This window comes from Saccharopolyspora phatthalungensis, assembly GCF_014203395.1.
Lineage (GTDB): Bacteria > Actinomycetota > Actinomycetes > Mycobacteriales > Pseudonocardiaceae > Saccharopolyspora > Saccharopolyspora phatthalungensis.
Genome location: NZ_JACHIW010000001.1, coordinates 5,746,460 through 5,770,244, shown reverse-complemented (window position 1 = coordinate 5,770,244; position 23,785 = coordinate 5,746,460). Strand labels below are relative to the sequence as shown.

Sequence of the window (23,785 nt, the reverse complement as noted above, 5' to 3'; positions counted from 1 at the left end):
CGGAACCGCCGGCGGCGTCAGTCGAGGGTGGGTAGGGCGTCGGCGAGGAAACCGACGAACTCGCCGCCGATGGCTTCGAAGACCGTTGGGTCGTGACCTCCTGGGCGCATCGTCACCACCGGGGTGTTCGGGTGTTGCTCGACCAGGCGGAGGATTCCGGGCAGGAACGGGTCTTCGTCGCCGGTCCAGACGCCGACGGGCACGTCCGCCAGGTCTTCCAGGCGCCGCAGAGGATCGACACTCTGCCACTCCTCTTCCGTGGCGAAGGCGTTCTTCTCCCGCATGTGATCCCAGGTCAGCGGCAGGGCGGGCGCGACATCGGCCACCGCCGCAACCGGTTGGCCGGACCGGTTGCGTTCGGCCGCGTAATTCAGCGCGCCGAAGCCTCCGGTGGAGATGCCCGCTACCGCGAACGGCAGCCCGTCGGCGTTGCCCATGCCGCGTTCGCGCAACCAGCGCGGCAGCTCTTCGTGGAGCATCGCGGCGAGTTCGCCGTTGGCTGATCCGTCGTTCCAGTAGGGGTTGTAGCCGCCGTCGACGACGGCGAAGCCGAACGGCGGGATCGAGCCCTCGCGGTGCAGTCGCTCCAAGGCCGCGAGCGTGTCGTACGGGATTGGGGTCGGTCGCACGCCGTCCCGGCCGTGCAGGTAGAGCACGATCGGCAGGTCCACAGTGGACTCCAGTCCGGCCGGATACGCGAGGTAGAGCTGCACCGGGGCCTGGCGGTGCTCGGAGTGCACGTACTCCGCCCGGATGACCGGCACATCCTGTGCCGGCAGAGCCGGTTCGACCGCCGGTGCGGTTTGGGGCGGTGTCGCGCAACCAGCCAGGCCCGCAACCAGCAACGCCGCCAGCGGCAGGCGACGCCGTCGGAAGGTCCGTTTGCGCGCCACGCCACCTCCGTAGTCCGGTTGATGCGGTTCAGCAGCGTATCGCCCCGTTCGACCGTTCCTTGGACCGCAGGGGGCGGCGAGCAGGGCAGCAACTGCCAATCCCGCGCCGTAATCGCACACCACGAACCCGCCCGCACCATCGCCACCCTGCCGTCGGGTCTCGTAGCTGATTTCATTTCATCATGGGCGGCTTCCTTTCCGCTTTATTTATGAAGTGTGGTTGAGACCGGGCCGTCTGGGCGGTGTCGACCTTCATGTCCGGATCCTCTCGAACCGCGTAAAACACGGCCGTAAGTTCGAATCCGAAAGGCTCCAGCAGGGGCAAGCCACATTTCGATATGCCCACTTTCAGTCCGGCTACCGGAGGTGCCGCCACTACTGCCAACGGGTGAATATGCGTGGTCATCTGCGGCCCTCAGCTGCGCCTTCGCTGCTCGACCAGTCTCGCGTGACGGCCGACACTTGCCGGATGCTTGATCACGCGAGTAAATTCTAGATCACCACTGGGGCGGTTACTGGCGTGTTCACATGCGTCAAAGGGGGACTCATGACTTCCACGGGATTCGGGCGCGCGCGGCGCGGCCACGATCTCCTGTGATCAAGCGAGCTCGGCTTAGAACAATTTTCGCGATTTCTCACGGATAACCCGATTTCGGGTTGTCCAGCGCCGCGCGCGATTCGGCGTCGGCGCGCGAACGGACTACTTCCTGGGGGCTACACCTGTGCAAACCAACGAAGCCCTGCTCGGCTTCGGCGCGCTCGTCGACCTGGTTCGGTCCCGGCAGGCTGACGTGTGGGAGCCGTGGCTGCCGATGGGCGATCCCGATCCGGCCTCCGACGGGCCAGTGGCCGCGCTGCTGCGGCTGATGCACCACGGTGAGCCTGCGCCCGCAGCGGCGCTCGACGCCGCGGCGGTGGACTTGCTGCTCGGCAGCGGGTTCTGCACGGAGGAAGGCGACCTGCTCGTGCCCGGCCGGTTCCGCGCGACCGCCTTCCGCGGGCTGGTCGTGGCCGCCGACCGCGACTACGGCCACGGCGGCGACGAGGTGCATGTTGGCAACGAGTCGCTGCGCTACACCGCGGCCGTGCTGGCCGCCCGACCGCGCGGGCGGGTGCTGGACGTCGGCTGCGGCTCGGGCATCGCCATGCTCGCCGCAGCGCGCACCGCCGATGAGGTCGTCGGGCTGGACATCCTGGACAGCGCGATGACCGCGACGGCGATCTCCACCGCGTTCAACGGGCCGCCCGCGCGCTGCCGCGCCGAGCGCGGCGACTTCCGCGACATCGGTTCCGGCGACGTCGACTGGGTGATCGCCAACCTGCCGGGCGTGCCAGTGCCCGACGGGCTCGCCTACCCCGCGGCCGGGGCGGCGGGCGCCGACGGGCTGGCGCTGATCCGCGCGCTCTGGGAGTGGTTCGCCGGATCGCGCGCGCGGCGACTGGTCATGCGGTTTCAGTCCCTGGGGACGGCGAGCGAGCCGATGGCCCTGGACGAGTTGGAGCGCATCCTGCCGCCGGACGCCGACATCTCGGTTGTAACGGACTCCACGGTGCCCGTCCTGATACGCAACGCGATCACGGCCGCGCGCGCCGCGCAGCTGAACCCGGGGCACACCGAGGCAGAGGTGCTCGACCTGCTGCAACGCGCTTGCCTCGACCGGGGTTGGGACCACTACCACTGCTCGACGCTGCACGTGACCCGGGCGGGCTCCGGAGTCCGGCGGCACGTCCTCGGCGGGGCCGACCACCGGCCCGGCGCCCGCTACCGGGCGGGCGCGGAAACGGTGTCCGATGTGGAGATCGCCGCGGCCACCGGGCTGCGGCTGCGCGAGTTGCCCGACGAGTTCTGGTCGCTCGACGGCTCGGCGGCGACCGCGCTGGTCGTGGACCGGCTCCCCGAGGTGCGCGCGGAACTGCGCGACGGGCGCAGCCCCTTGGCCATCGCCGCGGCGATGGCGGGCGACGACGCGCCCCAGCAAGCCGCGCTGTGCCTGGCGCTCTCTCTGGTCGCGCGGGTGCTGTGCGACCGCAAGGCCCTAGAACTCCGCGGTGGCACGGACCACCCGAGCCCGGTGAGGAACTTATGGCTGGTGCCTGGGAAGTAATCGACTCCATCGACCGCGTGGACGCCGAGGAGTGGAACCGGGTCGTTGCACTGTCCGGCGGCTCGGTGTTCCACACCCACGAGTGGCTGCGCTCCTACGAGACGGCACCGCCCGCCCCGCTGTTCGCCGTGCGGCACCTGCTCTGGCGCCGGGACGGGGAACTCCGCGCGGTCGCGCCGATGTACGAGGTAGCCGAGGACCCGCACTACACCGGCTACGGTCCGGACTACGGTTTCGACCACCCGATCCTGCACACCCGGATGCTGGTCGGGCACTCCTGGTACTCCTACTTCAACGGCATCTGCTCGCTGGACCCGGCCCCGGTCGTCGCCCCCGGGCTGGTGGCCACCATGGGCGAGGTCGCCGAGTCCTTGGACACGCCCCTCTACGGGTTCCCCGGCGTCCCCGAGGGCGACGCGTTAGGCCCGGAGCTGGCCGCGCGCGGCTTCACGCCGATGTACACCGAGGCGGCCAGCGGGGTCGACTTCGCCGGCACGGCCGAGGCGCACATCGCGCGGCTGCGGCCGAAGGTGCGTCGCGAGTTCGGCAGGCTGGTGCGCCGGTCGGAGTCGCTGGGGACGCGGGTCGAGTTCGCCGCGGACCCCGACCACCTCAACCGGTTCGCCAAGCTGGTCGAGGACGTGTGCGCCCGTCACGGCGTGCCGTCGATCAACCCTCCGGAGAGCCTGCGCAGCATTTTCGAGCACCTGCGCGACCATGTGCATTTCACCACGGTGTGGAAGGACGACCGGCTGCTCGGCGGGTTCGTGCTGCTGCACCACGAGTCCACTTTGTACGCCTGGATCGCCGGGCTGGACTACGAGCACCACAAGGAGTACGGCACTTACCACGTCCTCTACGCCCACACGCTGCGCCTCGCCGAGCGGTTGGGGGTGCGCCGCATCGAGATGGGCCGCAGCATGTACGGCTTCAAGGTGCGGATGGGCTTCCATCCGAGACTGCTGGTCTCCTGGTTCCGGTCGGGCACCGAGCGCGGCCGGGAGCTCCTGGCCGACGGCTCGGCGGTGCTGTCCGCGGCGGTGCGCACCCGCGAGCGGATCGCCGAGGCGTACCTGGCCGACAAGGCCGCTCCCCCCGCCGAGTTCGTGGGCGCGCCCCGGTTCCGCGCCGAGGCGGGGCTATGCATGTGACGGCGGTGTGGCACCGCTGGCGGACCGCGCTGCTGGCCGGTCTGGTGCTCGGCGTGGTCTTCGGGGTGGTCGAGGGGTTCTCGATCTTCTACTCGGCGTTCGTGGTCGACCTCGGGCTCGACCGCGCCGACGCCTCCGGCATGTACGCGTTCTACCTGCTGACCAGCGTGCTGGCCGCGCCGCCCGGGGCCCGCCTCGTCGCCTGTTTCGGCCCGCGGCGGGTCATCGCCGCGGCGTTCCCGGTGTTCGCCGCCGCGGTCGCCGCGTGCGCGCTGCTGAGCAGCCTGTGGCAGTTCTACGCGATCTACGTCCTGGTGCTGGCGGCCACGACGACCCTGCTGGTGGTGGCTAGCCAGGTGCTGATCAGTGCCTCCTACGACCGGGACCGGGGCAAGGCGACCGGCATCGCCTACGCCTGCCTCGGTGTGGGCGACTTCCTGCTGTTCACCGTGCTGGGCTTCGTCGTGGAGCAGGCGGGGTGGCGGGTGGGCTACCTCGCGGGCGGGGCATTGGGCCTGGCCGGGGCGCTGGTCTTCCTGCGCGCCAGCCGGGGCCTGGGCGGTCCCGCGCCGGCCCTGCCGGCCGAGAAGCCGGTCGAGCCACGGCCACGGCGCCCGCTGGGCAACCCCGTCCTGTGGCTGGCCTGCACTGCGGCGCTGGCCGCGAGCGTGACCGACTTCTTCACCTTTCAGACGGTCGTGCCGTACCTGACCTCGCAGGGCTGGGGCACCTCGCTGTCCGGCTTCATGCTCGGCCTGGCCGGGCTGAGCTACGCGGCCGGACAGTTGGCGGGCGGCGCGATCTCCGACCGCTGGTCCCGGGAGCTGGTCGCCGTGGGCAGCGCCGCGCTGTTCCTGGCCGGCCTGGTCGTGCTGTGGCTGCTGCCCGGCCCGCTGCTGCTGACCGGCGCGGTGGTGCTCCTCGGGTTGTCCGTGGGCTGCACCATCGGCTGCCGGGTTGCCGCGGTCGGCGACCTGTTCGCCGGGCCCACGCTGAGCGCGGCGACCGGGACCGTCCACATCGCCAGCGCCATCGGCTCGGCCTTCGCGACCTGGTTCGGCGGGCTGAGCTACTCCCTGACCGGCCACTACGGCTGGAGCTTCGCCGTCGCGGGCGGGTTCGCCTGCCTGTGGGTGGTGGCGCTGGTGCTCGCCGCCCCGCGCCGGGCTCGCCGCGCGCTCCCCGCGACCCCCGAACCGTTAGCCGCCGGATGACCGCCGTGAACCCACACAAAGGAGGCACGCACGTGGAGGTCGAACGGGCCCACGGACTCACCACCGGCCGGGTCACAACCGCCGAGGCGCTGGCGGCGCGCTGGACGGCCCGTTCCGCCGACGTCGACCTGGTTCGCGTCGTCGACCCGGCGCCCTCGGACTGGGCGCGGCTGGCGCGGGCCGGGTTCGCGGTCAAACCCGCGTGGATCACCTGGCTGTCGCCGACCTGCGGCTCGGAGGAGGAGTTTCTCAGCCGGCTGTCGGTCAACGAGCGCCGCAACGTCCGGCTGGGCTCGCGCTTCACCTCGGAGAACGGCATCGAGTTGCGGACGACCGACCCGCTAGACCCGGAGTCGTTCGACGCGTTTCTCGTCCTGTACGACCGGCAAATCGCCGGGATGCGGTACGGGGTCCCGTTCGCCCGCCAGCAGCGCGAGGACATCCTGGACCTCGGCGGGGACTACTTCCTCGTGCGGGCCGTCGACGGCGGCGCCCTGCTCGGGTGCTGCGTGTGCTGGAAGCGGCCGGAGTTGTCCACGGTGCAGATCCGCTTCGTCACCACGGCCGAGGACAGCAGGCGCAACCGGCTGGTGCGGGCCATGTACATGCAGGTGTTCCAGGCCGCCCGCGAGCTCGGCTTCGGCACCGTCTCGCTGGGTACCGACCCCGCCCTCTACGGCCACATCGCCAAGCCCGGCCTTTTCGGCGCCAAAAGCAGGCTGGGGTTCACCCCGATCCCGGCGCGGATGTTCGCCTCCGACGACGAGCCCGACGAGGCCGTCCGGGTGCTGCGCCTGTCCGCCCTCACCGACCCGTCCCTGCTTATCTCCTACCACCTGCCCGCCGACCACGCCGAGCCCGTGGACGAGAAGACCCCGCTGCGGCTGGACGTGCTCACCGCGGGCCAGGAGGTCGATACCAGCCCCTACCGTGCCTCGTTCCTGGCCGAGGTCGGGGTGCGGCGCGTCGGCCACGGGTGATCCGCCCGGGGCCGACCGCCACCGCAGTTGCCGGAGCCGAACCATCCATCAAGGTCCTTGAAGGGGACTACTACGCCATGTCTATCGAACTGAGCGTCACACCGCGTTTGGAGATCGACTCGACCAGCCCATACTGGCATCGCGACCAGCCGACGACGACCGCGTTCCGGGTCGACCCCGGCCACGCGCGGCTGCGGGCGGCGTTCCCGGGGTCGTGGTCGCGGCTGGTCGAGGTCAAGTCGCTGCTCGACTGCTACGCCATGGTCGACGCCGGGGTCACCCCGCCGGGCGACGGGCCCGACGGCGTGCGACTGGAGCTGGCCCGCCGCGTCGCGGGCGCACTGTGGTCGGTCGCCGAGATCGAGCGCGCCGGGGGCCGCGCGGCCCTGGCCGACACGGTCTCCGCGTCGGCCGAGCTGTTCGCCCTGTACGCGGCCACCGGCGAGTGGAAACCGTTCATCGTCGAGCCGCCCACGGGCGACCAGCCGTGGCTCTACTGCGGCAGGCTCAGCACGTGGAGCCCGCGGACGGCCCGCGACCCGTTAAGCCTGCTCGTGGTCGTCCCCGACGCCGACCGGCAGCGGGTGATCACGGACACCGACGCCGCGTTCGCCACCGTCACCGACCTCGCGGGCCGCGCGCTGGGCGGGCCGGCGCGGCTGTGCGACGAGAAGCCGGACATGCACATCGGCGAGCTGGTCCTGGTGGGCGGGGAGTCGGCCTTCGGGCACAAGAACTTCGCCCACTTCTTCCCGCTGGAGACCCCCGGCGGCTCGGTGCTGGGCCGCGACTTCACCGTCGTGTTCGGCAACGTCTTCGAGGAACGCGTCGGCCGGTGCTCGGTGCCGCTGCTGCGTGCTGCCCTGGGTAACGAGCCCGCCCGGCACGCCCCCGGCCGGTTGGTCGACAGCCTGCTGGTGTGGTTCCGCGGCCACGACTTCGGCCACTTCTGGCGCCGCGCCGACCGGCCGGATACCGGGGCGGCGGTGCGCGAGGAGCTGGGGCCGTTCATGGCCATGGCGCTGGAGGAGACCTACGCCGACTGCCACGGCGTGCTGACCGCCGCGGCGCTGAGCGACCGCGACGACTTCGGGGTGGCGTTCTGCGCCGAGCACATCCGGTACCTCTCGCGGCGGGCCAGCGACTTCGCCGACAGCGTCGCCGCGACCCTGGAGCTGGGCTGGCTCGGCGAGCGCGGGATCACCCTGCCCGCGGGCTCCAAGGCGTGGTTGGCCCAGGCCGAGCCCGCGATCGCGGAGCTGATCAGAACCATCCACGCGGTGCTGTGGGAGGGCGACCGGGCGGGGATCGACCCGCTGTTCGACGCGATCGGGGCCGGGCAGCGCGCCGCGGCCCGGTTCGAGGGCAGCCTCGCCAGCCACCCGACCGATCTGTCCTACGTGTTCGCCTGACCGGCGGCCGGCCCGGGGCGCGCCCAGCGGGGGCACCCCGGGCCGGCGTCCACTGTGGAAGTCACGCCGCTCTGGCGTGCCTACCCGGCGGCAGAGAACGACACTCACACCATCACCGGCGCGACGTCCCGCACCACCAGCACGACCGCCAAACCGACGAAGATCAACGCCGACAGGGCCGTCATCACCGCCTGCCCCCGCACTCCGACCTTTTTCCCTGACCCGGCGACCGCGAACGCGATCACCGCTTCCAACCCCGAGGCGACGCCGAACCAGGTCACCGTGAACAGGACCACCCCCGGCAAGCCCCCCACCTCCTGCGCCCGCACCATGCTCGGCGTCCCCGTCGCCACCCAGAACGTCCACGTCAGCGGATTGGCCAGGTTGCTGGCAACCCCCTTCCAGAACGCCCACCCCTCGATCGGCTTGCTCCCACTACCCCGCCACAACACCCGACTGTCCCGCACGGCTTGCGCCGCGAACACCAAGAACAACACCGCCCCCACCGCACTGACCCAGACCTGGGCCTCAGCCACCGCCACCATCACCCAGGCGAACGCCAACGCGGGCACCAGCAGCACCAGATCGGCCGTCGCCGACCCCAGGATCACCTTGAAGCTGTCCCAGAATCCCCGAGCCGCCGCCTCCTGCAGGATCGTCACGAAGATCGGCCCCACCGACAACGCCGCGCCGACCCCGAGCAGCGCGCCCAGCCAAAGGATCTCCCCCATCACCCACCACTCCCCACGCCGGGCGGGCAAGGCTCGGCCAGGTGTGCGCCCCCGCGGATCTCCTTGAGTGTCAACAAAACGATGGACGACACCGTCCGGGTCACCCCGGGCAACGCTCTGATCTCGGCCAGCAGAGCCCGCAATTCGTCCGGCGACCCAGTACGCGCCTTCAGGACGTAGCTGTCCTCCCCATCCACGTCATGGCACTCCACGATCGCCTTGCTCTCCCGCACGTAGGACTCAAACGGCTCCTGCTCGTCGTGCGAAGCCACCGTCCCCACCCGGATGAACGACACCAGCGCCTGCCCCACACTCCCCGGCGCGACAATCGCGCTGTATCCCCGAATCACCCCCTCGCTCTCCAACCGCTTAACCCGCGCGTACACCGACGGCCCCGTCAACCCCACAGCCTTGCCAAGAGCGGCGTGCGTACTGCGCCCGTCCTCCTGCAGCAGCGTCAACAACTGCAGGTCAACCTCATCGAGTTGAGTCACAGATCGTTAGCCTTTCACCGCTAACACGAATCTTTCCTAGGACAATAGAGTAGGATACAAACGACTCGTTGACTACCGGGCAGTACGGGTGAAGCACCCCGGTGAGCGGTCAACTACCTCGGCAGCGGTAGTGCGGCAAAGGACCGCTCGTTAGCACGAACGCTCACGAGCGGTCACGTTTCGAACCGTGAGTCCCTCCGGACCGTCGCCAAAGGGACTCACGGACCCCCAGCGGTCAGCCCGCGACGAGCATTCGTTCGTCGTCGAGCAAGTTGTGCCGCATCGCGAAGGACGCCGCCTCCAACCGGGAATGCACACCGAGCTTGGTCAGCACGGATTGCACGTGCGTACGCACCGTCGTGGGCGCCACGCCGAGTTGCTTGGCCATCGCCGTGGTGTGCGCGCCGTCGACGAGCATCCGCAAGCACTGCCGTTCTCGCGCGGTCAGGTGGGTTGCGAGCCGACGGGCGTCGGTCGTGCCGGCCAGCCGAGGTGCTCGCGAGGCGGCCATTTCGACGACGACCTCGCCGTCCATGACCCCGCGAATCGCTCCGCCTAGCACCGCCAGCCCGCACATCTTGTTCACGTACCCCGCGGCCCCCTTCCCCAGCGCGTCGCGCATGCCCTGCACGTCTCCGTCGGCGGTGAGCACCAAGACCTTCGTGTGCTCGCCCGCGTTGAGGATCTCGCCGATCACGTTCAGCCCGTCGCCGTCGCCGAAATACCGGTCCAGCAGGCAGATGTCCGGCTGGTGCTCCCGGACGGTCGCGACGACACCGGCCATGTTGTCGGCGGTGCCGACGATGCGGCAGCCGTGCCGCGGCAGTGTCGCGACCAGCGCATCGACGAAGATCGTGTGATCGTCGCCGAGTACCAGATCCACCATGTCGTCGTTGCCCCCTCGATCGCCGTGCTCAGGCCGCGCAGCCGGGCGGAAACACCAGCCGCGCGCGGGTACCCCGGCGCGGCGCCGGGTCGATTCGCAGGTCGGCCCCGCAGCGACGCGCCAGGGCCAGCACGATGCCCAGCCCGAGCGAGGACGAACCGCTCGGCCCGTTGCCGAAACCCGGCCCGTCGTCGGTGATCTCGATGCGCACCGCACCAAAGTCGCCGCGCCGCACGGCCACCGCGACACGTCCGCCGCGCCCGGCGGCCCGCACCGCGTTGTCCACCAGATTCGACACCATTCGCCACAGCAACGTCTGGTCGGTGCGCATCCGGAGGTTCTCGGCTGCGTGCAGCGTGATCTCGGCCGGTCCGGACAGCGATTTAACCGCGACGAGCTGGGCCAGCAGATCGCGCGGCGCGAAGACCTCCACGACTGGTTGCGCGGCCCGCAGCTCCACCAACTCCTTGAGCCGGTCCAGCTCCAGCTCCATCATCTGCAGCCAGCGGACCGTGTCGCCGGGCAGCGATGGGTCGCCGCGCAGCCCGTCCGCGAGATAGGACAGCGTCGCAAGTCCGTGCCCGAGATCGTGCAACAGGCTGTGCAACTCCGTGCCACCTCGCGAACCTGGACCCCGAGTTCTCGTGTGTCCAGGCGGTCTTGCCGAATCGGTCATCGTGTGCACCGTGACTCCTCTCCCCCGCAGCAGTCTGTGCTACCCGGCAAATCGGATGGCCCGCGCGCTGTGTTGCAGCTATTCCCCGAAGGTGTCTGCGGCTACTCCTCGTGCGGAGCGCGACCGGACTCCAGGCACGAGGAAGTACCGTCCCTGCGGTAACCCCACTACCGTCCGTCATCGGCCCTCGTACGCTCCGACAAGAGCATCAGCGAGCGCCGCGACCCCGTAGCGGCCGTCCACCCGGGCGCGGGCCGTGGCGGCCAGCCGCTCGGCGACGTGGGGCGAATCCAGCAGGTGCGCCACCGAGGCGGCCAGCAACTCGGGGCGCCGGGGCGGCACCAGCAACCCGGTCTCACCCGGGGCCACCACGTCGCTGACCGCGTTGACGGCGGTGGCCACCACCGGCACCCCGCACACCATGGCCTCGACGATCGCCAACGGCAGCCCCTCGTAGCGGCTGGGCAGCGCGAACACGTCGAACGCGGGCAGCAGCTCGGCGACGTCATCGCGCTCACCCGCCAGCACCACGCGGACGCCGCTCGCGGCGATGTGCGCGCGCATCCGCTCGGCCAGCTCCCCGCCGCCGACCCACACCCCGACCACACCGGGGCGGCCCAGGGCTCGCAAGGCGGAGACGAAGTCCTCCGGGGACTTCTGGTAGGTCAACCGTCCGACCGCACCGACCACGACGTCCGTCGGCGCCAAACCCAGCTTCCGCCGCGCAAGCTGCCCGGCCCGCTTGGAACGCCTGGGCGCGTCCTGGTCGACGGCCACCCCGATGGTGCGGATCCGTTCCGGGCGGACCAGCCCGAGACGCAGCGCCTCGACCGCCACCCCGTTGCCCACGCACAATGCGAAATCGGTGATCCGCCCGAGACCACGCTCGATCCCGACGTAACCACGTCGCCGGAACCCGCTCTGGAACTCGTGGAACGGGAATCCGTGGTAGGTGTGCACGATCCGGCCGACACCGGTCCGCCGCGCCGCGATCCGGCCCACTGCACCGGCTTTCGCGCAGTGGGTGTGCACGACGTCGAAGCGGCGCCGGTGCAGCAACGCCGTCAACCTGTGCAGGGCGAATAGGTCGTGACCCGGTGAAATGGGCGCACGCAGCGCAGGCTCGACAATCACCTCCAGCCCGGCGGCCTCGGCGTCGGCCACCAGCTGGCCGGAGCCGGCGATCACCGCGACCTGGTGCGTCGCCGGATCCAGTGCTTTCGCCCCGCGTAGGGCCATCACGCCGGCGCCGCCTTCCAGGCGGGTGATCACCGTAGCCACCCGCAACGGCCGGGCGCTCATCGCTCGGTGTTCCCGTCCGCCTCGGCGCCCTCGTTCGCGTCCAATCCGGCGGCGCGGGCCACGCTGACCGCCTCCAGCTGGCTGTGCACCCGGAGCTTGGCCAGGATGCTGCGGGTGTGGGTGCGGACTGTTTCGGTGGAGATCAGCAACTCTTCGGCGATCTGGGCACCGCGCTTGCCGGCGACCATGCCGGAAAGCACGTCCCGCTCACGGTCGCTGAGCACATCCAGCGGCCCGTTGCGCTGCTCCGCCCGCACGGTGTCCTCACGCAACTCGCGCAGCACCGCGCCGAGCAGTTCCGGCGGGTACCAGCTGTGGCCGCGGCACACCCCATGCAGCACCTCGGTGAGGTCCTCGACGCTGCTCTCCTTGCGCACCCAGGCCGCCGCGCCCGCCCGCGCGGCCTCGACGGCCCGCCTGGCGTCGCGGACCCCGGTCAGCACCACGATTCCCGCGGTGGGCCGGATTTCCCGCAGGCGGCACACCAGCCGCCCGGTGCCGGTCCCGGCCGCTTCCACGTCGAGCGTGATCACGTCCGGCCGGGACCGCTTCACCACATCGAACAGTTGCGGGTCGCTGGTGGGACAGTGCCCCACGACCCACAGGTCCGGAACCTCCGCCAGCCGGGCGCTGAGCGCCTCGGCAAGCATGAGCTGGTCATCCACCATGAGCAGTCGCACCATGTCCACCGACCCAGCATGGACCGATCCGTCCGGTTGCTCCTCCCTCAAATGCACGAGAACAGAACCCCGTGGCCGCACGAGATGCCCCCTCGGGTTCAACTGGCCGAAAGGTCCGCTGGCGGCGGAACGGGGCTGGTCACCGGATCGATCGCCCGTCGGCCCGGGCTGCGCCAGCGGCCCGAGGACTTGGACAGCCAGGCCCCTGGGATCGCATACAGCGCGACCGCCGCGTCCAACACCCGCAGCATGAGGAAGAAGCAGCCGAACAGCAGGAAGCGCGGCTGGCGCTGCAGCAGTGCCACGATGCAGGTCAGCATCAGGTCCGGGATGAGCACGCCGAACAGCAGGCTCGGCAGTGTCGCGAACCCGGCGATGAACGCATGGACCTCGCTCACCCCGGGCACCGCCAGCACTCCGCTGAACAACTCCGGCACGACGAGCACTGCCGCTACGAACGGCAACAGCACCAACAGCACGCTGCTGGTCAACATCTCCATTAGTAGCAACGCCAGCATCAGGCTGAACAGGTTGACCCGCGGCGGGTGCAACCGAACCGTCTGCCACAGCCCCAGGGCCCAGCGTTTGCACTGCTTCACGTAGTCCTTCAAGTTGCCCGGGTCCTGCGTCGCGGCCACGGCCGACGGCGTGAAACCGACCTTGCCGAGCCGCTTCTGGTAGACCTCGAAGGTCATGTTGAAGTCCTCGATGACCAGCCCGGGCGGGTTGACCTCGATGTGCGGCAGCACCGAGGTGCGGTACATGCTGGCGAAGCCCGGCACGATGTGGGTGGCGTTGACCCGCCGCCAGGTCTGGCCGAACTTCAGCAGGTACTGGGTCATGGTGTAAATCCGCTGCCGGTGGAAGGCCACCAGCTTGCCGATCGGCCCGAGCGCGCGATCCTGCCACGATGTCTTGACGCAGCCCGCCACCGCGACCACGTCGGGATCCTCGAACAGCGGCAGCGCCGCCCGGAAATATCCCGGATCGACGTGCGTGTCGGCGTCCAGCAGCATCACGACCTCGAACCGTCCGGCCAGGTCGAATCGGCGGATCGCCTCCTGCAACGCGCCCGCCTTGCCGACGTTGCGCGCGGTGCTGATCACGTTGACCCCGCAGCCTTGCGCGAGTTCCACCGTGCGGTCGGTCGAGCCGTCGGAGACCACGTGCACGTTCTCCGGCGGCACGAGGGCCGTGATCGCCTGGATGCTGTCGACGATGACGGTTTCCTCGTTGTGCGCGGCCATCAGCACCGCCACGTCCTCGACCCCCGGTCGCCTCGGCGGATCGGTGAGCAGGCGATACCGCCCGCTGACGGCGCTCTGGTCGGCCGGCGCCGTCTTGCCGCGGCGCTGCCACCAGCGCCGGGTCGAGGTGTCGAGCACGCGCATCAGCCCGATCAACCCCCACAAGGTGAAGTTAGTGCCGAACACCGCGATGGCCAGCACCCACCAAGGAATCATCCCGCCCTCCGGATCCGCGCGCCGCTCAATCGTCGAGCGGCAGGCTCTGTTGCAGCTCCCGCCACGTGTCGGTGTCTTCGTAGCCGTACATCCACAGGTAGACGCCGCGGATCCCAGAGCCGCGCGCCGCCTCGAACTTCGCCTTGGAACTGGCGGTGTTCTCGAACCACACCTCGTGTTCGCGCCCGTGCGCGTCGGTGTACCGGAACCACGGCGACTGGGTCGGCGGGTCGTAATTGACCTTCGCCCGGTGCTCGGTCGCCAGCCGGAACGCCTTCAACCAGGTCAGTGCGGTGCCGTGGCCGTCCACCCAGTCGTAGCCGTAAAGCGGCACGCCGAGCACGACGCGTTCCGGCGGGATCTGGGCTTTGGCGTAGTCCAGCACTTCCCGGATCCAGGTGATCGGCGCGATGGAGCCGGGCGGCGAGGTGGCCCAGTGGAAGTCGTAGCCCATCAGCCGGACCTCGTCGGCGGCCCGGCCGATCGCGGCGTAATCCTGCGCCACGTTGCGTTCGTCGTACCCGGCGTCCGAGGTCTTCGCGAACACCGCCACCGACAGCGTCTTACCTTCCTCGTCCAGGGCCTTGCCCAGTTCCGTGACGAAGGCGGTGAACACCTGCCGGTCGCCGGCGCGCAGGTTCTCGTAGTCGATATCGATGCCCGCGTAGTCCTCGCGCTTGACCAGCTCGACGATCTCCTCCACGTGGTCGTGCCGCTTGACCGGGTCGTGCAGCATCCTGGCTACCGGCTCGTACTCCCATTTTCCGTCCGTGATGTTGGCCAGTGACGGGACAATGGGAATGCCCGCCTCGCGCAGTTGCTCGATCCGCCAGCCGATCTCCGCGGTCTGCTCCGGCGGATACTGGTTGGTCAGGCTGCTGTCCCGGCCCAGTCCGTATATCCAGGGCGAGACCTCGTTGACGGACTGCTGGTTCTGCACCACCATCGACATGCCGTTGTCCAGGTTCCAGAACGGCAGCGACGCGACGATCAGCGAACCGGGCTTCGCCGGCCCGGTGTCCCGGGGCATGACCATCAACGTGACCAGCAGCGCCGACAGTGCGATCAGCGCCAGAAACCACAACGAACCGCCGAATCGGCGCGAGGTCCGGACCCGGGGCGTGCCCCCCGGATCGTCCGAAGTGGACGTCGGGTTCTCGCGGCGGCGCCGCCACCGGAGGGCCGCCGGCCGAGCCCATGCAATGCGCCGCCGCTTCGTCTCGGTGCTCTGCTGCATGCCTGCTCCCCGCCTCAGGCCGTCACGGCTTTTCCGGCTAGCACCTGTTCGTCGATCACGGCGCTGATGATGTCCTCCAGCGAGTGATCCGGGCGGAAGTCGACCAGCTCCCGCGCGCGGGTGCAGTCCGGGACACGTCGCTGCATGTCCTCGTAGCCCGGCCCGTACGCCTCCTCGTAAGGCACTTGGATCGTGCCGCTGCGTGAGCCGGTCATCGCGATGATCCGGGCCGCAAGTTCCTCGATGGACACCTGCTCGGTGCTGCCGAGGTTGACCGCCATGCCCTGCGCCGTGTCCAGCAGCGCCAGCCGTACCAGCGCCGGCACCACGTCCGCGACGTGGCAGAAGCAGCGGATCTGCTTGCCGGTGCCGAAAATCGTCAGCGGTCGCCCCTGCAACGCCTGTCCGACCAGCCGCGGGATGACCATGCCGTACCGGCCGCTCTGCCGCGGCCCGACCGTGTTGAACAGCCGCACGATCACCGCTTTGAGCCCGAGCTCCCGGACGTAGCAGTAGGTGATGCTCTCGTCGATGGACTTTGCCTCGGCATAGGTCCAGCGCGATTTCAGCGGCGAGCCGATGATCCGGTCGTCGCCCTCGGCGAGCCCGATCTTGGTGTTCTTGCCGTAGACCTCGCTGGTGGAGGCGACCAGCACCCGCGCGTCGTGCCGCAGCGCGGCATCCAGCACGTTCTCGGTGCCGTGGATGTTGGTCAGCATGCCTTGCAAGGTCCGCTCCTGGATGACGAACGCGCCGACCGCGGCGGCCAGGTGGAACACCACGTCGGCATCGGCCATCACCTCGTCCACCACGGACCCGTCCAGAATGGTGCCCGTCACGAACCGCAGGTTCGGATCGCCGATCGGGAGGTTTTCGGTCCGCCCGGTACTCAGGTCGTCGAGCCCGATCACCTGGTGGCCGTCCGCGAGCAGCCGCTCGACCAGGTGAGATCCGATGAAACCGGCCGCGCCGGTGACCAATGCGCGCATCACGGCCTCCCCACCGCAACGGCGCCGCCGCGCCGCTGCCACAGTCGCGTGTACAGATCGTCGATGCGGTCGGTGACGGCCTCAATGCCGTAGGCCTGCCGGATCGCGGGCTCGTCGGCACGGGGCCGAGCGGCCATGATCTCGGCGGCGATCTCCGCGCGCATCAGCTCGGCATGGCCGGGAATCTGGCGAGCCCGGTCGGTGTCGATGCCGATCAGGGCCGGGCAGGTGGTGTAGAGGACCGGGATCCCGTTGGCCATCGCTTCCAGCACCGAGAGGCCGAAGGTCTCCTGCTCGGAAGAGGCGATGAACAGGTCCAGGGCGGACAGCATGGCGGCGACGTCGTGCCGCTCGCCGGCGAAGATCACGTGCTCGGCCACGCCGTGCTCGCGGGCCAGCACCTCCAGCCGCGCCCGGTCCGCACCGTCGCCGACGATCAGCAGTTTGGTCTGCTGACCCAGCAGCGGCACCATCGCGTCGATCACCAGGTTGAACCGCTTGTTCGGGTCCAGCCGCCCGAGCACGCCGACCACGTAGGCGTCTTCACCGATCCCGTGCTCGCGGCGCACCCTGGCGCGCTCGGCGGGGTCGAACTCGACCCGGCCGAAGTCGACACCGTTGGGGATGACGGTGATCTTTCGGGCGGCCATGCCCCAGTTCCGCAGCCGTTCGGCAACGGTTTCCGACACTGCGATCGTGGCGTCCGAGCACAAGTCGGTGCCGAGGTAGAGGGCGCGAACGCCGAGCGTCATGCGGCGGCGTTCCAGGTGGGTTTCGCCGATGGAATGCTCGGTGGAGACCACCACCTTGGTACCGGCCAGCCGGGCCGCGAGCCGTCCGTACACGCACGCCCGGTACAGGTGGGTGTGCACCACGTCGTAGCCGCCGTCGCGGATCACGTCGCGCAGCCGCAGCACGGTGCCGACCTGGGTGTTGCGGGTCATGCCCAGATCGCGCACCCGCACTCCGTCGCCGGTGATCATCTGGGCCACGTCGCCAGGGTTGTACAGCGAGACCACATCGGCCTCGTGCCTGGTGTGCTGCAGAATCGACCGCAGCTGCAGCTCGGCCCCGCCGACGCCCAGCCCGGTGATCACGTGCAGAACCTTCATCATCGTCCCCTTCGAGGTTTCGCGGTCATCCTTGGTAGCGGTGGGTGATGCGTATGTGGTGAGCTGACGCCGGTTGGCCGATGCCGGGCACAGGTGGGGCGGCCGTCGACTTTCCCCCTGCCCGGCGTTGTGGCCGGACTCCGATCAGCGCGACGGCCCGGATCACGATCGCGACCGTCCGGGCCACGATCACCACGTCCCACCACGGCGACCAGTACTCGATGTACTGGTTGTCGAACCGTGCCCGGTCCGGGATGGACGTGTCGCCGTGCAGACCCTGCACCTGCGCCCAGCCGGTCATGCCGCCGGGAATCCGGTGCCGGTCGGCGTAGCGCGGGATCTCCCGCCCGAAGCGCATCGCGTAGTACGGCCGTTCCGGGCGCGGCCCCACCAGCGACATCTCGCCGCGCAGCACGTTGATCAGCTGCGGCAGCTCATCCAGGTGTGTGCGGCGCAGCCACCGCCCGAGCGCCGTGCACTGGTCGGCGGTCACCGCCCAGCACCGGCCGAGGTCCCCGTCGACCTCGAATTCGGTCTTGACGCTGCGCAGCTTGATGACGTCGCTGGTCCGCCCGGCGCGCGTTACCCGTGGCTGGCGGAAGAACGTCCGGCCCCGGCCGCTCAGCCCGACCATCGCGGCCAACAACGCCAGCAACGGCCCGAGCACCACCAGCATCAGTCCACTGAGGACAATGTCGACGGCGCGTTTGACCAGCGCGCCCGCCCGGCTGTGGCCGAAGCGGCGCAACGGGATCAGCGGTACGCCCCAGAGCTCGTCCATGCTGGCGCGCGGCAGCGCCATGCCCAGTTCGTGCAGCCGAGGCACGACGCACACGTCCGCGGCCAGCGGGCGGCAAGCGCGGATCACCGCGACCAGATCCGCATCGCGGCCACCGTCGGCGCAGACGAGCACCCGCGTGATGCCTTGCGCGGCAACGACTTTCGCCAGCTCGTCCGCACGACCGAGCGACTGCGGCCGCAATCCGAACTCGGGACGCTCGGTCGCCATGTCGGCGATCTCCCCGGCCAACGAGCCGGTTCCGAGGATCAACGTCGGCTCGTTCAGGATCCGGCGCCGGTATCCGGCCCGCAGCGCCGAGTACAGGCCGGCGCGGGCCACGAGCAAGCCGACCGCTCCCCAGACACCCAGCATGAACAGGGCGCCGCCGGAGAACCACGGCAGCAGCACCACCAGCGGTGCACCGGCCGCGATCGCGAGCTGCGGCAGTTGGTCCGACACCCGCAGGCAGATCCGCAACCGGTGCTGGCCCTGCGCGGCGAGCACCGCCAACGCCGCTAGCGCGTAACCCGCTCCCAGCAGCCAAGCCGCGCCGGTGAGCGGGATCAGCAGCGCCAGCACCGCGATGTCGACCGCGGGCAGCAACCAGCCCCGAACCTGCCGCCGGCCCCGCGGCCGCGCGTGGCTCGCCGCGAGCGGCCACGACGGTGCCACGGCGGGGTCGGTCACGCTCACCCCGCACTTCCGACGACAACCGGTCTCGCCGTGGTCGCGGTGAGCCGTTTGGTCATCATCCGCACCGCGTAGTCGGCGCCGTAGACGAACCGCATGACCGGTCCGTGGCTCGGCGCCACCAGCGGCCCCGCGAAGTACAGCCCCGGCACCGACGATTCGAAATCTCGGCCGACGCGCGGTGTTCCGTCGATCGTGTGGATCGCCGACCGCAGCCGGTGCGACAGCATCGGCAGCCGGCTGAGGTCCGGCGGGTAGCCGGTGGCGCTGATGATGTGGTCCGCGGTGAACTCCCGGATCTCGCCGCCGACGCGGACCCCCAGCCGCACCTGCTCGCCGGTGGCCTTGGCCCACTCCAGCCGGTGCCCGACGTGCACCGGGAGGCGGCCTTCGACGCGCTCCCGCAGCCACCAGCCCCCGGCCGGGCCCAGCGCGGTGCGTGCCCGGTCCACCCGCACCGACCTCGGCAGGTGCCGGAACAGCTTCGGCTGCTCGGAATAGAACCAGGTGGACAACCCCGAACCCAGGCCGGCCTCCGGCTCGCGCATCCGGTGCCACAGCGGGCGATCCGGCAGCAGCGGTTTCCCGTTCCACGCCACCCTCGGCGCACGCGCCACCAGCCGCGCGTTGGCGCCGTTCTCGTGCAGCAGTGCCGCCGTCTCCAACGCCGACTGACCAGCGCCCACGACGATGACGTCCTGTCCGTCGAAGCCGCTCAGGTCGTCGTGCACCGAGCTGTGCGTGCAAAGCTCGGCGGGCAGGTCCGACAGCATTCCCGGAACCCGCGCGAAGAACTCGACGCCGACCACGACCACGACCTGGCTCGCATCGACGTGCTGTCCGTCGCTCAGCGTCAGCTGGAACCGACCCGGCCGCTGCTGGATGTCGGCGACCAGTAGCTCCTCCACCTCCAGACCGCGGCCCTGCTGGAACCACTCGCCGTACTCGACGAAGTTCTCCAGCGACACCGGCACGCCATAGTCCGCGTAGCGGCGCCCGGCCTCCAGGCAGAAGTTGCGCAGTGTGTGGGTGCCGTCCGGGTCGGACAGGTTGGAGGCGAAACCCTGCGACTTCAGGTACATGCCGCGCGGCATGTGGGCGCGCCACAGGTTCATCGGCAGCCCGAACTGCCGGTAGGACAGGCCGGCCCGGCGCAGGTGCGCCGCCAGCGACAGGCCGTAAGGCCCGGCTCCGACGATGGCCACATCGACAAGATCGCTCATCTGTACTCCTCGAACAGCCGCTCCCGGCGGCGTCTGGTCGGATTCCCCGAGTCGTGGTTACGTCCCGGGACGTACTGGGGTTCGGCCAGCTCCGGATGGCGGATGCGGCGACGCCACGGCCGGGCCACCGCGCGGCAGACCATCCAGGTGCACATCAGGACGAACGGCAGCAGATCGTCGCGAGCGAACCAGGCGACCTCGTCCACCCGCCGCACCGATGCCAGCCACGACCGCAGCCCGAGCTCACGGCGCCGCCAGTACCGCAGCGCCGAGATCGGGTCGTAGTTCTCCACCAGGAACCGCCGGCCGACTGGTTGCCGACCGGCCCGGATCTGCTGCCCGGTGAGATCCAGGTAGGACGCGAGTGCGACGTCCATGCCGGCGCTGTCGCGGAACAGCCGGAACTGGGCGCCCAGTCGCGGGTTGAAGTCCAGCAGCTTGTAGCGCCCGTCGCGGGCGTCCCACCGGAAATCCAGGTCCACGATGCCGCTGAACGCAAGCTTTTCCAGCAACGTCGTGGCTTCCCGCAATAGCTCGTCGTTGTCCTCGCAGCGCCCCAGGCTGGTCAGTCCGGCGTGCGCCGGATAGGAGCGCTCCTTGACGCCGGTGAAGGCCGGGCGGCACACCGATGCGGCGTCGCAGTAGCCGTGGAAGAACCAGTCGTGGCCGCGCCCGCCGGGGATGTACTCCTGCAGCATCAGTCCGCCGACAGCGGCGGGCCCGCAGCGCTGGTAGACCTCGACGAGTTCGTCGGCATTGCCGACGATCATGGTGCTGCGGAGCTTTCCCTTCCGCGGTAGCCACGGCGCGGAGAGCTTCGCCACCAGCGGAAATCCCACCTTGTCGGCGAAGTCCAGCGCCTGGTCCCACGCGCCGATCAGTGTCGCCTCCGCGGATGGCACATCGAGCTGGCGGCACAGCTCGTGCATCGAGTACTTTCCGGCCACCTGGCGCGGCAGGTCCCGAGGCGGTTGCGCGAACCGGAAGTAGCTCGCCAGCGCGCCACCGTGCTCGGCAAGGAAGATCGCGGCGGCGTCGTCGGTGGGGATCAGCACCGACGGACGCCCGATCCGCTTGGCGAGCTGCGCCAGTCCCTCCAGGATCAAGCCGTTCTCGGTCGGGTCCGGGCTCCACAGCCAGCGGCCGCGCACGTAACGGGAATGCGCCGCCGGAGCCAGGGAATCCTCGTGCACCGCGTACACCGGCACACCGACCCGGCCGAGGCTGCGGATCACGCCGAGCCCGCCGTGGTGCAGGACGTTCGCGTCAAGCTTGAACACCACCGCGGGGGTGGTCGTGTCGAAGGGGAGCATCAGCGCCCTGCCCCTCACAGCACGCGCCGGTGCGGCACGGCGTCGAACTGGTAGGTCGCGTCGAGCACCCGCGGGCAATCCCGCGCCCAGCTGTAGTCGATGCCGGGGTGCAGGGTGTGCAGCACCGTGACGTCCCAGTCCCGGCCGCGCGGCGACTGCTCGCCGGTCAGCGCAGTGCCGTCGGCCAGCGTGATCTCGGGCAGCAGCGGATCGTAGTAATGCACGTCGATGCCGAGCCGCCGCAGCCCCGCCAGGATCGGCAGTGCCGGGGACTCACGCAGGTCACGCACGCCTGCCTTGTAGCTGACCCCGGCGATCAGCACCCGCGCACCGGAGTGGTCGAGAACCGCCTCACCGAGCATCTCCACCACCCGCTGCACCACCCGGCCGGGCCGCTGGTCTATCGACTGCATCGCCTGCTCGATGACCGGCACCGAAAGGCCCTGCCGACCCAGCTGCCACAGCAGGTAGTACGGGTCGCACGGGATGCAGTGCCCGCCGACTCCGGGCCCGGGGAAGCTGCCCAGGAACCCGTACGGCTTGGTCCCGGCCGCGATGGTCACCTCGATCGGGTCCAGGTCCAGCACCGCGCAGGCGTCGGCGATCTCGTTGGCCAGCGCCAGGTTCACCGCGCGGAAGATGTTCTCGTAGAGCTTGGTCAGCTCGGCGACCTCCGGCGAGCTCACCAGGTACACCGAATCGGTCATCCGCCGGACGACCTCGGCGGCGCGCTCGGCGCACCGCTGCGTGGCGCCCCCGACCACCCGCGGGGTTTCCCGTTGCACGTGGTCGAAATTCCCGGGATCGATGCGCTCCGGGCTGAACGCCACGTGCACGTCGGTGCCCACCCGAAGGCCCCGCTCGGCCAGCGGTTCGACCAGCAGTTGCCGAGTGGTGCCGACGAACGTCGTCGACGTCAGGATGATCACTTGACCGCGACGCGCGAACGACACCACGGTCTCGCACGCCGCCCGCAGCGCCGCCAGGTCTGGCTCGTGCGCGGTGTCGACCGGCGTGGGCACGCAGACGATCACCGCGTCCGCGCCGCCGAGCACCGAGGGGTCGCAGGACAATTGCAGGTCTCCGGCGGCCAACGAGGCCGACAGCGCCTTGCGCTCCAGCTCGGGCAGGTCCACCTCGCCGGTCTTGATGGCCCGCAACCGGTCCTCGCTGATGTCGAAGCCGGTGACTTGCGCCGTCGGCGACCGGAGCGCGCATGCGGTGGGCAACCCGACGTAGCCCAACCCGACGACTACCACCGAATCGGTGCGCTCGGGTTCCCTCGGTTCGAACGCGATCAGCCGGTCCGCCAACAGCCGCTCCCGGCCGTTGACCGCCAACGCCAGCGGGTGTTCGGTCACGGTTCCTCCCCCAGTTCGCCGTGCTACTGGAGAAACCCTCGCATCCAGTTACCGGCGAGTTCTCCCACAGCAGGGGGAGCGCGATTACCGAAACTTGAGGAGACTTGCGGTTGCGCGGCGGGGGTCGTCCGTTGCGATGCGGGCGATTTCGCGCGAAATCAAGCGCCACCCCACGGGATTCTGGCTTTTTCGCACGAAATCTGCGTCTCGTTACCCGAGCCGAACCTGTCGCTAGCGCTTGATCGTCAGCTCGTGCCGCAGGCGCTTGGCCAGCAGCCGCAGCGAGCCGTCCCGATCACCGACGTAGGTGCGCGGCAGGGCGTGCCGACCGGACAGCGGGGAACGCCAGATGGCGCAGGCGTAGTCGTATCCGGCCGCCTCAACGGTGTTCATCACCCGCAGGTCGACATCGCCGTACGGGTAGCAAAAACCGCCGATGTCCGCACCGGTGATCTCGCGCAGCGACTCCCGGCTCTCGGCCACCTCGCTGAGGAGTTCCTCATCGTCCAAATAGGACATCTGCTGGTGCAGCATTCCGTGCGAACCGACCTCCAGGCCCGCTCCGGAGACCTCGCGGACCTCATCGGCGGTCATCAAGCGCTTGCGCGGACCATCGGCGTCCCAGACGTTGTGCCCACCCATGCGCCCAGCGATCACGAAGACGGTCGCGGTGCACCCGTGGCGCAGCAGCGCGGGCTGGACGTTGTGGACGAAGTCGGCGTAGCCGTCGTCGAAGGTCAACCCGACCAAGCCGCGCGCGTCGCCGACTCGGCGCGCCTGCATCAGCTCGCGCATGGACACCCCGCGCAGCCCATTGCGGCGCAGCCAGGCCAGCTGCCGGTCGAACCGGCGCGGGTCGACGGTCACCAGGTACGGGTCGCTGCGGTAGACCGCGACCGAGTGGTACATCAAGACGTACGGAAACGGGCGTCCGGTGTCGTTCCAGGCCCACTTACTCACGGTCTGCGTCATGGCAACGCCGCTTTCCTAGGCAGCAGATCACGCCACTGTAGGCAACCGGCGCCACACCCGGATCAAACCGTTGCGGTAGTCCCGCTACCGCAACGGCACGAACCGCGTTTCTCGCTCGCG

General features: G+C 69.9%; 21 protein-coding genes. 5 read left to right on the top strand and 16 right to left on the bottom strand.

From position 1 onward, the window contains the following. Positions 1 to 17: 17 nt before the first annotated feature. On the bottom strand, positions 18 to 893 hold the full coding sequence (locus tag BJ970_RS26385; RefSeq protein WP_312864415.1) for an alpha/beta hydrolase-fold protein: 876 nt from the start codon (positions 891 to 893) through the stop codon (positions 18 to 20). Positions 894 to 1,615: 722 nt separating this feature from the next. On the opposite strand from BJ970_RS26385, the gene BJ970_RS26380 reads away from it, so the two are divergent. From BJ970_RS26380 to BJ970_RS26360, 5 genes are all read left to right on the top strand, one after another. Beyond that, positions 1,616 to 2,998 carry a methyltransferase domain-containing protein gene (locus BJ970_RS26380; protein WP_184728698.1) on the top strand — a complete coding sequence of 461 codons (1,383 nt, stop codon included), beginning with the start codon at positions 1,616 to 1,618 and terminating at the stop codon, positions 2,996 to 2,998. Continuing rightward, positions 2,977 to 4,149 (top strand): GNAT family N-acetyltransferase, encoded by a 1,173-nt coding sequence (locus BJ970_RS26375; protein ID WP_184728697.1) that lies wholly within the window; start codon positions 2,977 to 2,979, stop codon positions 4,147 to 4,149. The genes BJ970_RS26380 and BJ970_RS26375 overlap by 22 nt, the downstream gene beginning before the upstream one ends. Continuing rightward, positions 4,140 to 5,363 (top strand): MFS transporter, encoded by a 1,224-nt coding sequence (locus tag BJ970_RS26370; protein WP_184728696.1) that lies wholly within the window; start codon positions 4,140 to 4,142, stop codon positions 5,361 to 5,363. The genes BJ970_RS26375 and BJ970_RS26370 overlap by 10 nt, the downstream gene beginning before the upstream one ends. Positions 5,364 to 5,395: 32 nt before the next feature. Beyond that, a complete protein-coding gene (locus BJ970_RS26365; protein ID WP_184728695.1) occupies positions 5,396 to 6,343 on the top strand; it encodes a GNAT family N-acetyltransferase in 948 nt (315 codons plus the stop codon). Between the two features lie 77 nt (positions 6,344 to 6,420). Then, the gene (locus tag BJ970_RS26360) at positions 6,421 to 7,755 is read left to right on the top strand and encodes a DUF8614 domain-containing protein (RefSeq protein ID WP_184728694.1); all 1,335 of its coding nucleotides are present in this window, start codon (positions 6,421 to 6,423) and stop codon (positions 7,753 to 7,755) included. A 104-nt stretch (positions 7,756 to 7,859) separates the two neighbouring features. Here the strand turns inward: BJ970_RS26360 and BJ970_RS26355 are convergent, their stop codons facing one another. The 15 genes from BJ970_RS26355 to BJ970_RS26285 form a co-directional block, all read right to left on the bottom strand. Next, positions 7,860 to 8,486 (bottom strand): LysE family translocator, encoded by a 627-nt coding sequence (locus tag BJ970_RS26355; protein WP_184728693.1) that lies wholly within the window; start codon positions 8,484 to 8,486, stop codon positions 7,860 to 7,862. Beyond that, positions 8,486 to 8,980 (bottom strand): Lrp/AsnC family transcriptional regulator, encoded by a 495-nt coding sequence (locus BJ970_RS26350; RefSeq protein ID WP_184728692.1) that lies wholly within the window; start codon positions 8,978 to 8,980, stop codon positions 8,486 to 8,488. The genes BJ970_RS26355 and BJ970_RS26350 overlap by 1 nt, the downstream gene beginning before the upstream one ends. A 235-nt stretch (positions 8,981 to 9,215) precedes the next feature. Beyond that, complete coding sequence (locus BJ970_RS26345; RefSeq protein ID WP_184728691.1) at positions 9,216 to 9,866, bottom strand: response regulator; 651 nt, start codon at positions 9,864 to 9,866, stop codon at positions 9,216 to 9,218. 28 nt (positions 9,867 to 9,894) lie between these two features. Then, the gene (locus tag BJ970_RS26340) at positions 9,895 to 10,473 is read right to left on the bottom strand and encodes a sensor histidine kinase (protein WP_184728690.1); all 579 of its coding nucleotides are present in this window, start codon (positions 10,471 to 10,473) and stop codon (positions 9,895 to 9,897) included. 246 nt (positions 10,474 to 10,719) lie between these two features. Beyond that, positions 10,720 to 11,844: a glycosyltransferase gene (locus BJ970_RS26335; RefSeq protein WP_184728689.1), complete on the bottom strand. Its 1,125-nt coding sequence runs from the start codon at positions 11,842 to 11,844 to the stop codon at positions 10,720 to 10,722. Continuing rightward, complete coding sequence (locus BJ970_RS26330) at positions 11,841 to 12,527, bottom strand: response regulator transcription factor (protein ID WP_221468246.1); 687 nt, start codon at positions 12,525 to 12,527, stop codon at positions 11,841 to 11,843. The genes BJ970_RS26335 and BJ970_RS26330 overlap by 4 nt, the downstream gene beginning before the upstream one ends. 95 nt (positions 12,528 to 12,622) lie before the next feature. Next, entirely contained in the window at positions 12,623 to 13,987 is a 1,365-nt protein-coding gene (locus tag BJ970_RS26325; RefSeq protein ID WP_184728687.1) for a glycosyltransferase family 2 protein, read from the bottom strand. 25 nt (positions 13,988 to 14,012) lie between these two features. Beyond that, positions 14,013 to 15,224 carry a glycosyl hydrolase family 18 protein gene (locus tag BJ970_RS26320; protein ID WP_184728686.1) on the bottom strand — a complete coding sequence of 404 codons (1,212 nt, stop codon included), beginning with the start codon at positions 15,222 to 15,224 and terminating at the stop codon, positions 14,013 to 14,015. 14 nt (positions 15,225 to 15,238) lie between these two features. Beyond that, positions 15,239 to 16,213, bottom strand: a complete 975-nt coding sequence (locus BJ970_RS26315) for an NAD-dependent epimerase/dehydratase family protein (protein ID WP_184728685.1) — start codon at positions 16,211 to 16,213, stop codon at positions 15,239 to 15,241. After that, complete coding sequence (locus tag BJ970_RS26310; RefSeq protein ID WP_184729372.1) at positions 16,213 to 17,325, bottom strand: glycosyltransferase; 1,113 nt, start codon at positions 17,323 to 17,325, stop codon at positions 16,213 to 16,215. Before BJ970_RS26310 ends, BJ970_RS26315 begins: the two co-directional genes overlap by 1 nt. A gap of 25 nt (positions 17,326 to 17,350) precedes the next feature. Beyond that, entirely contained in the window at positions 17,351 to 18,799 is a 1,449-nt protein-coding gene (locus BJ970_RS39645; protein WP_312864414.1) for a sugar transferase, read from the bottom strand. After that, positions 18,796 to 20,019, bottom strand: a complete 1,224-nt coding sequence (locus BJ970_RS26300; protein WP_184728684.1) for an NAD(P)-binding domain-containing protein — start codon at positions 20,017 to 20,019, stop codon at positions 18,796 to 18,798. Before BJ970_RS26300 ends, BJ970_RS39645 begins: the two co-directional genes overlap by 4 nt. Beyond that, the gene (locus BJ970_RS26295) at positions 20,016 to 21,332 is read right to left on the bottom strand and encodes a carboxylate--amine ligase (RefSeq protein WP_184728683.1); all 1,317 of its coding nucleotides are present in this window, start codon (positions 21,330 to 21,332) and stop codon (positions 20,016 to 20,018) included. Before BJ970_RS26295 ends, BJ970_RS26300 begins: the two co-directional genes overlap by 4 nt. 14 nt (positions 21,333 to 21,346) lie before the next feature. Next, positions 21,347 to 22,693, bottom strand: coding sequence for a nucleotide sugar dehydrogenase (locus tag BJ970_RS26290; RefSeq protein WP_184728682.1), 1,347 nt, complete (start codon positions 22,691 to 22,693; stop codon positions 21,347 to 21,349). A 231-nt stretch (positions 22,694 to 22,924) separates the two neighbouring features. Further along, positions 22,925 to 23,665 (bottom strand): polysaccharide deacetylase family protein, encoded by a 741-nt coding sequence (locus BJ970_RS26285; RefSeq protein ID WP_184728681.1) that lies wholly within the window; start codon positions 23,663 to 23,665, stop codon positions 22,925 to 22,927. Positions 23,666 to 23,785: the final 120 nt, after the last annotated feature.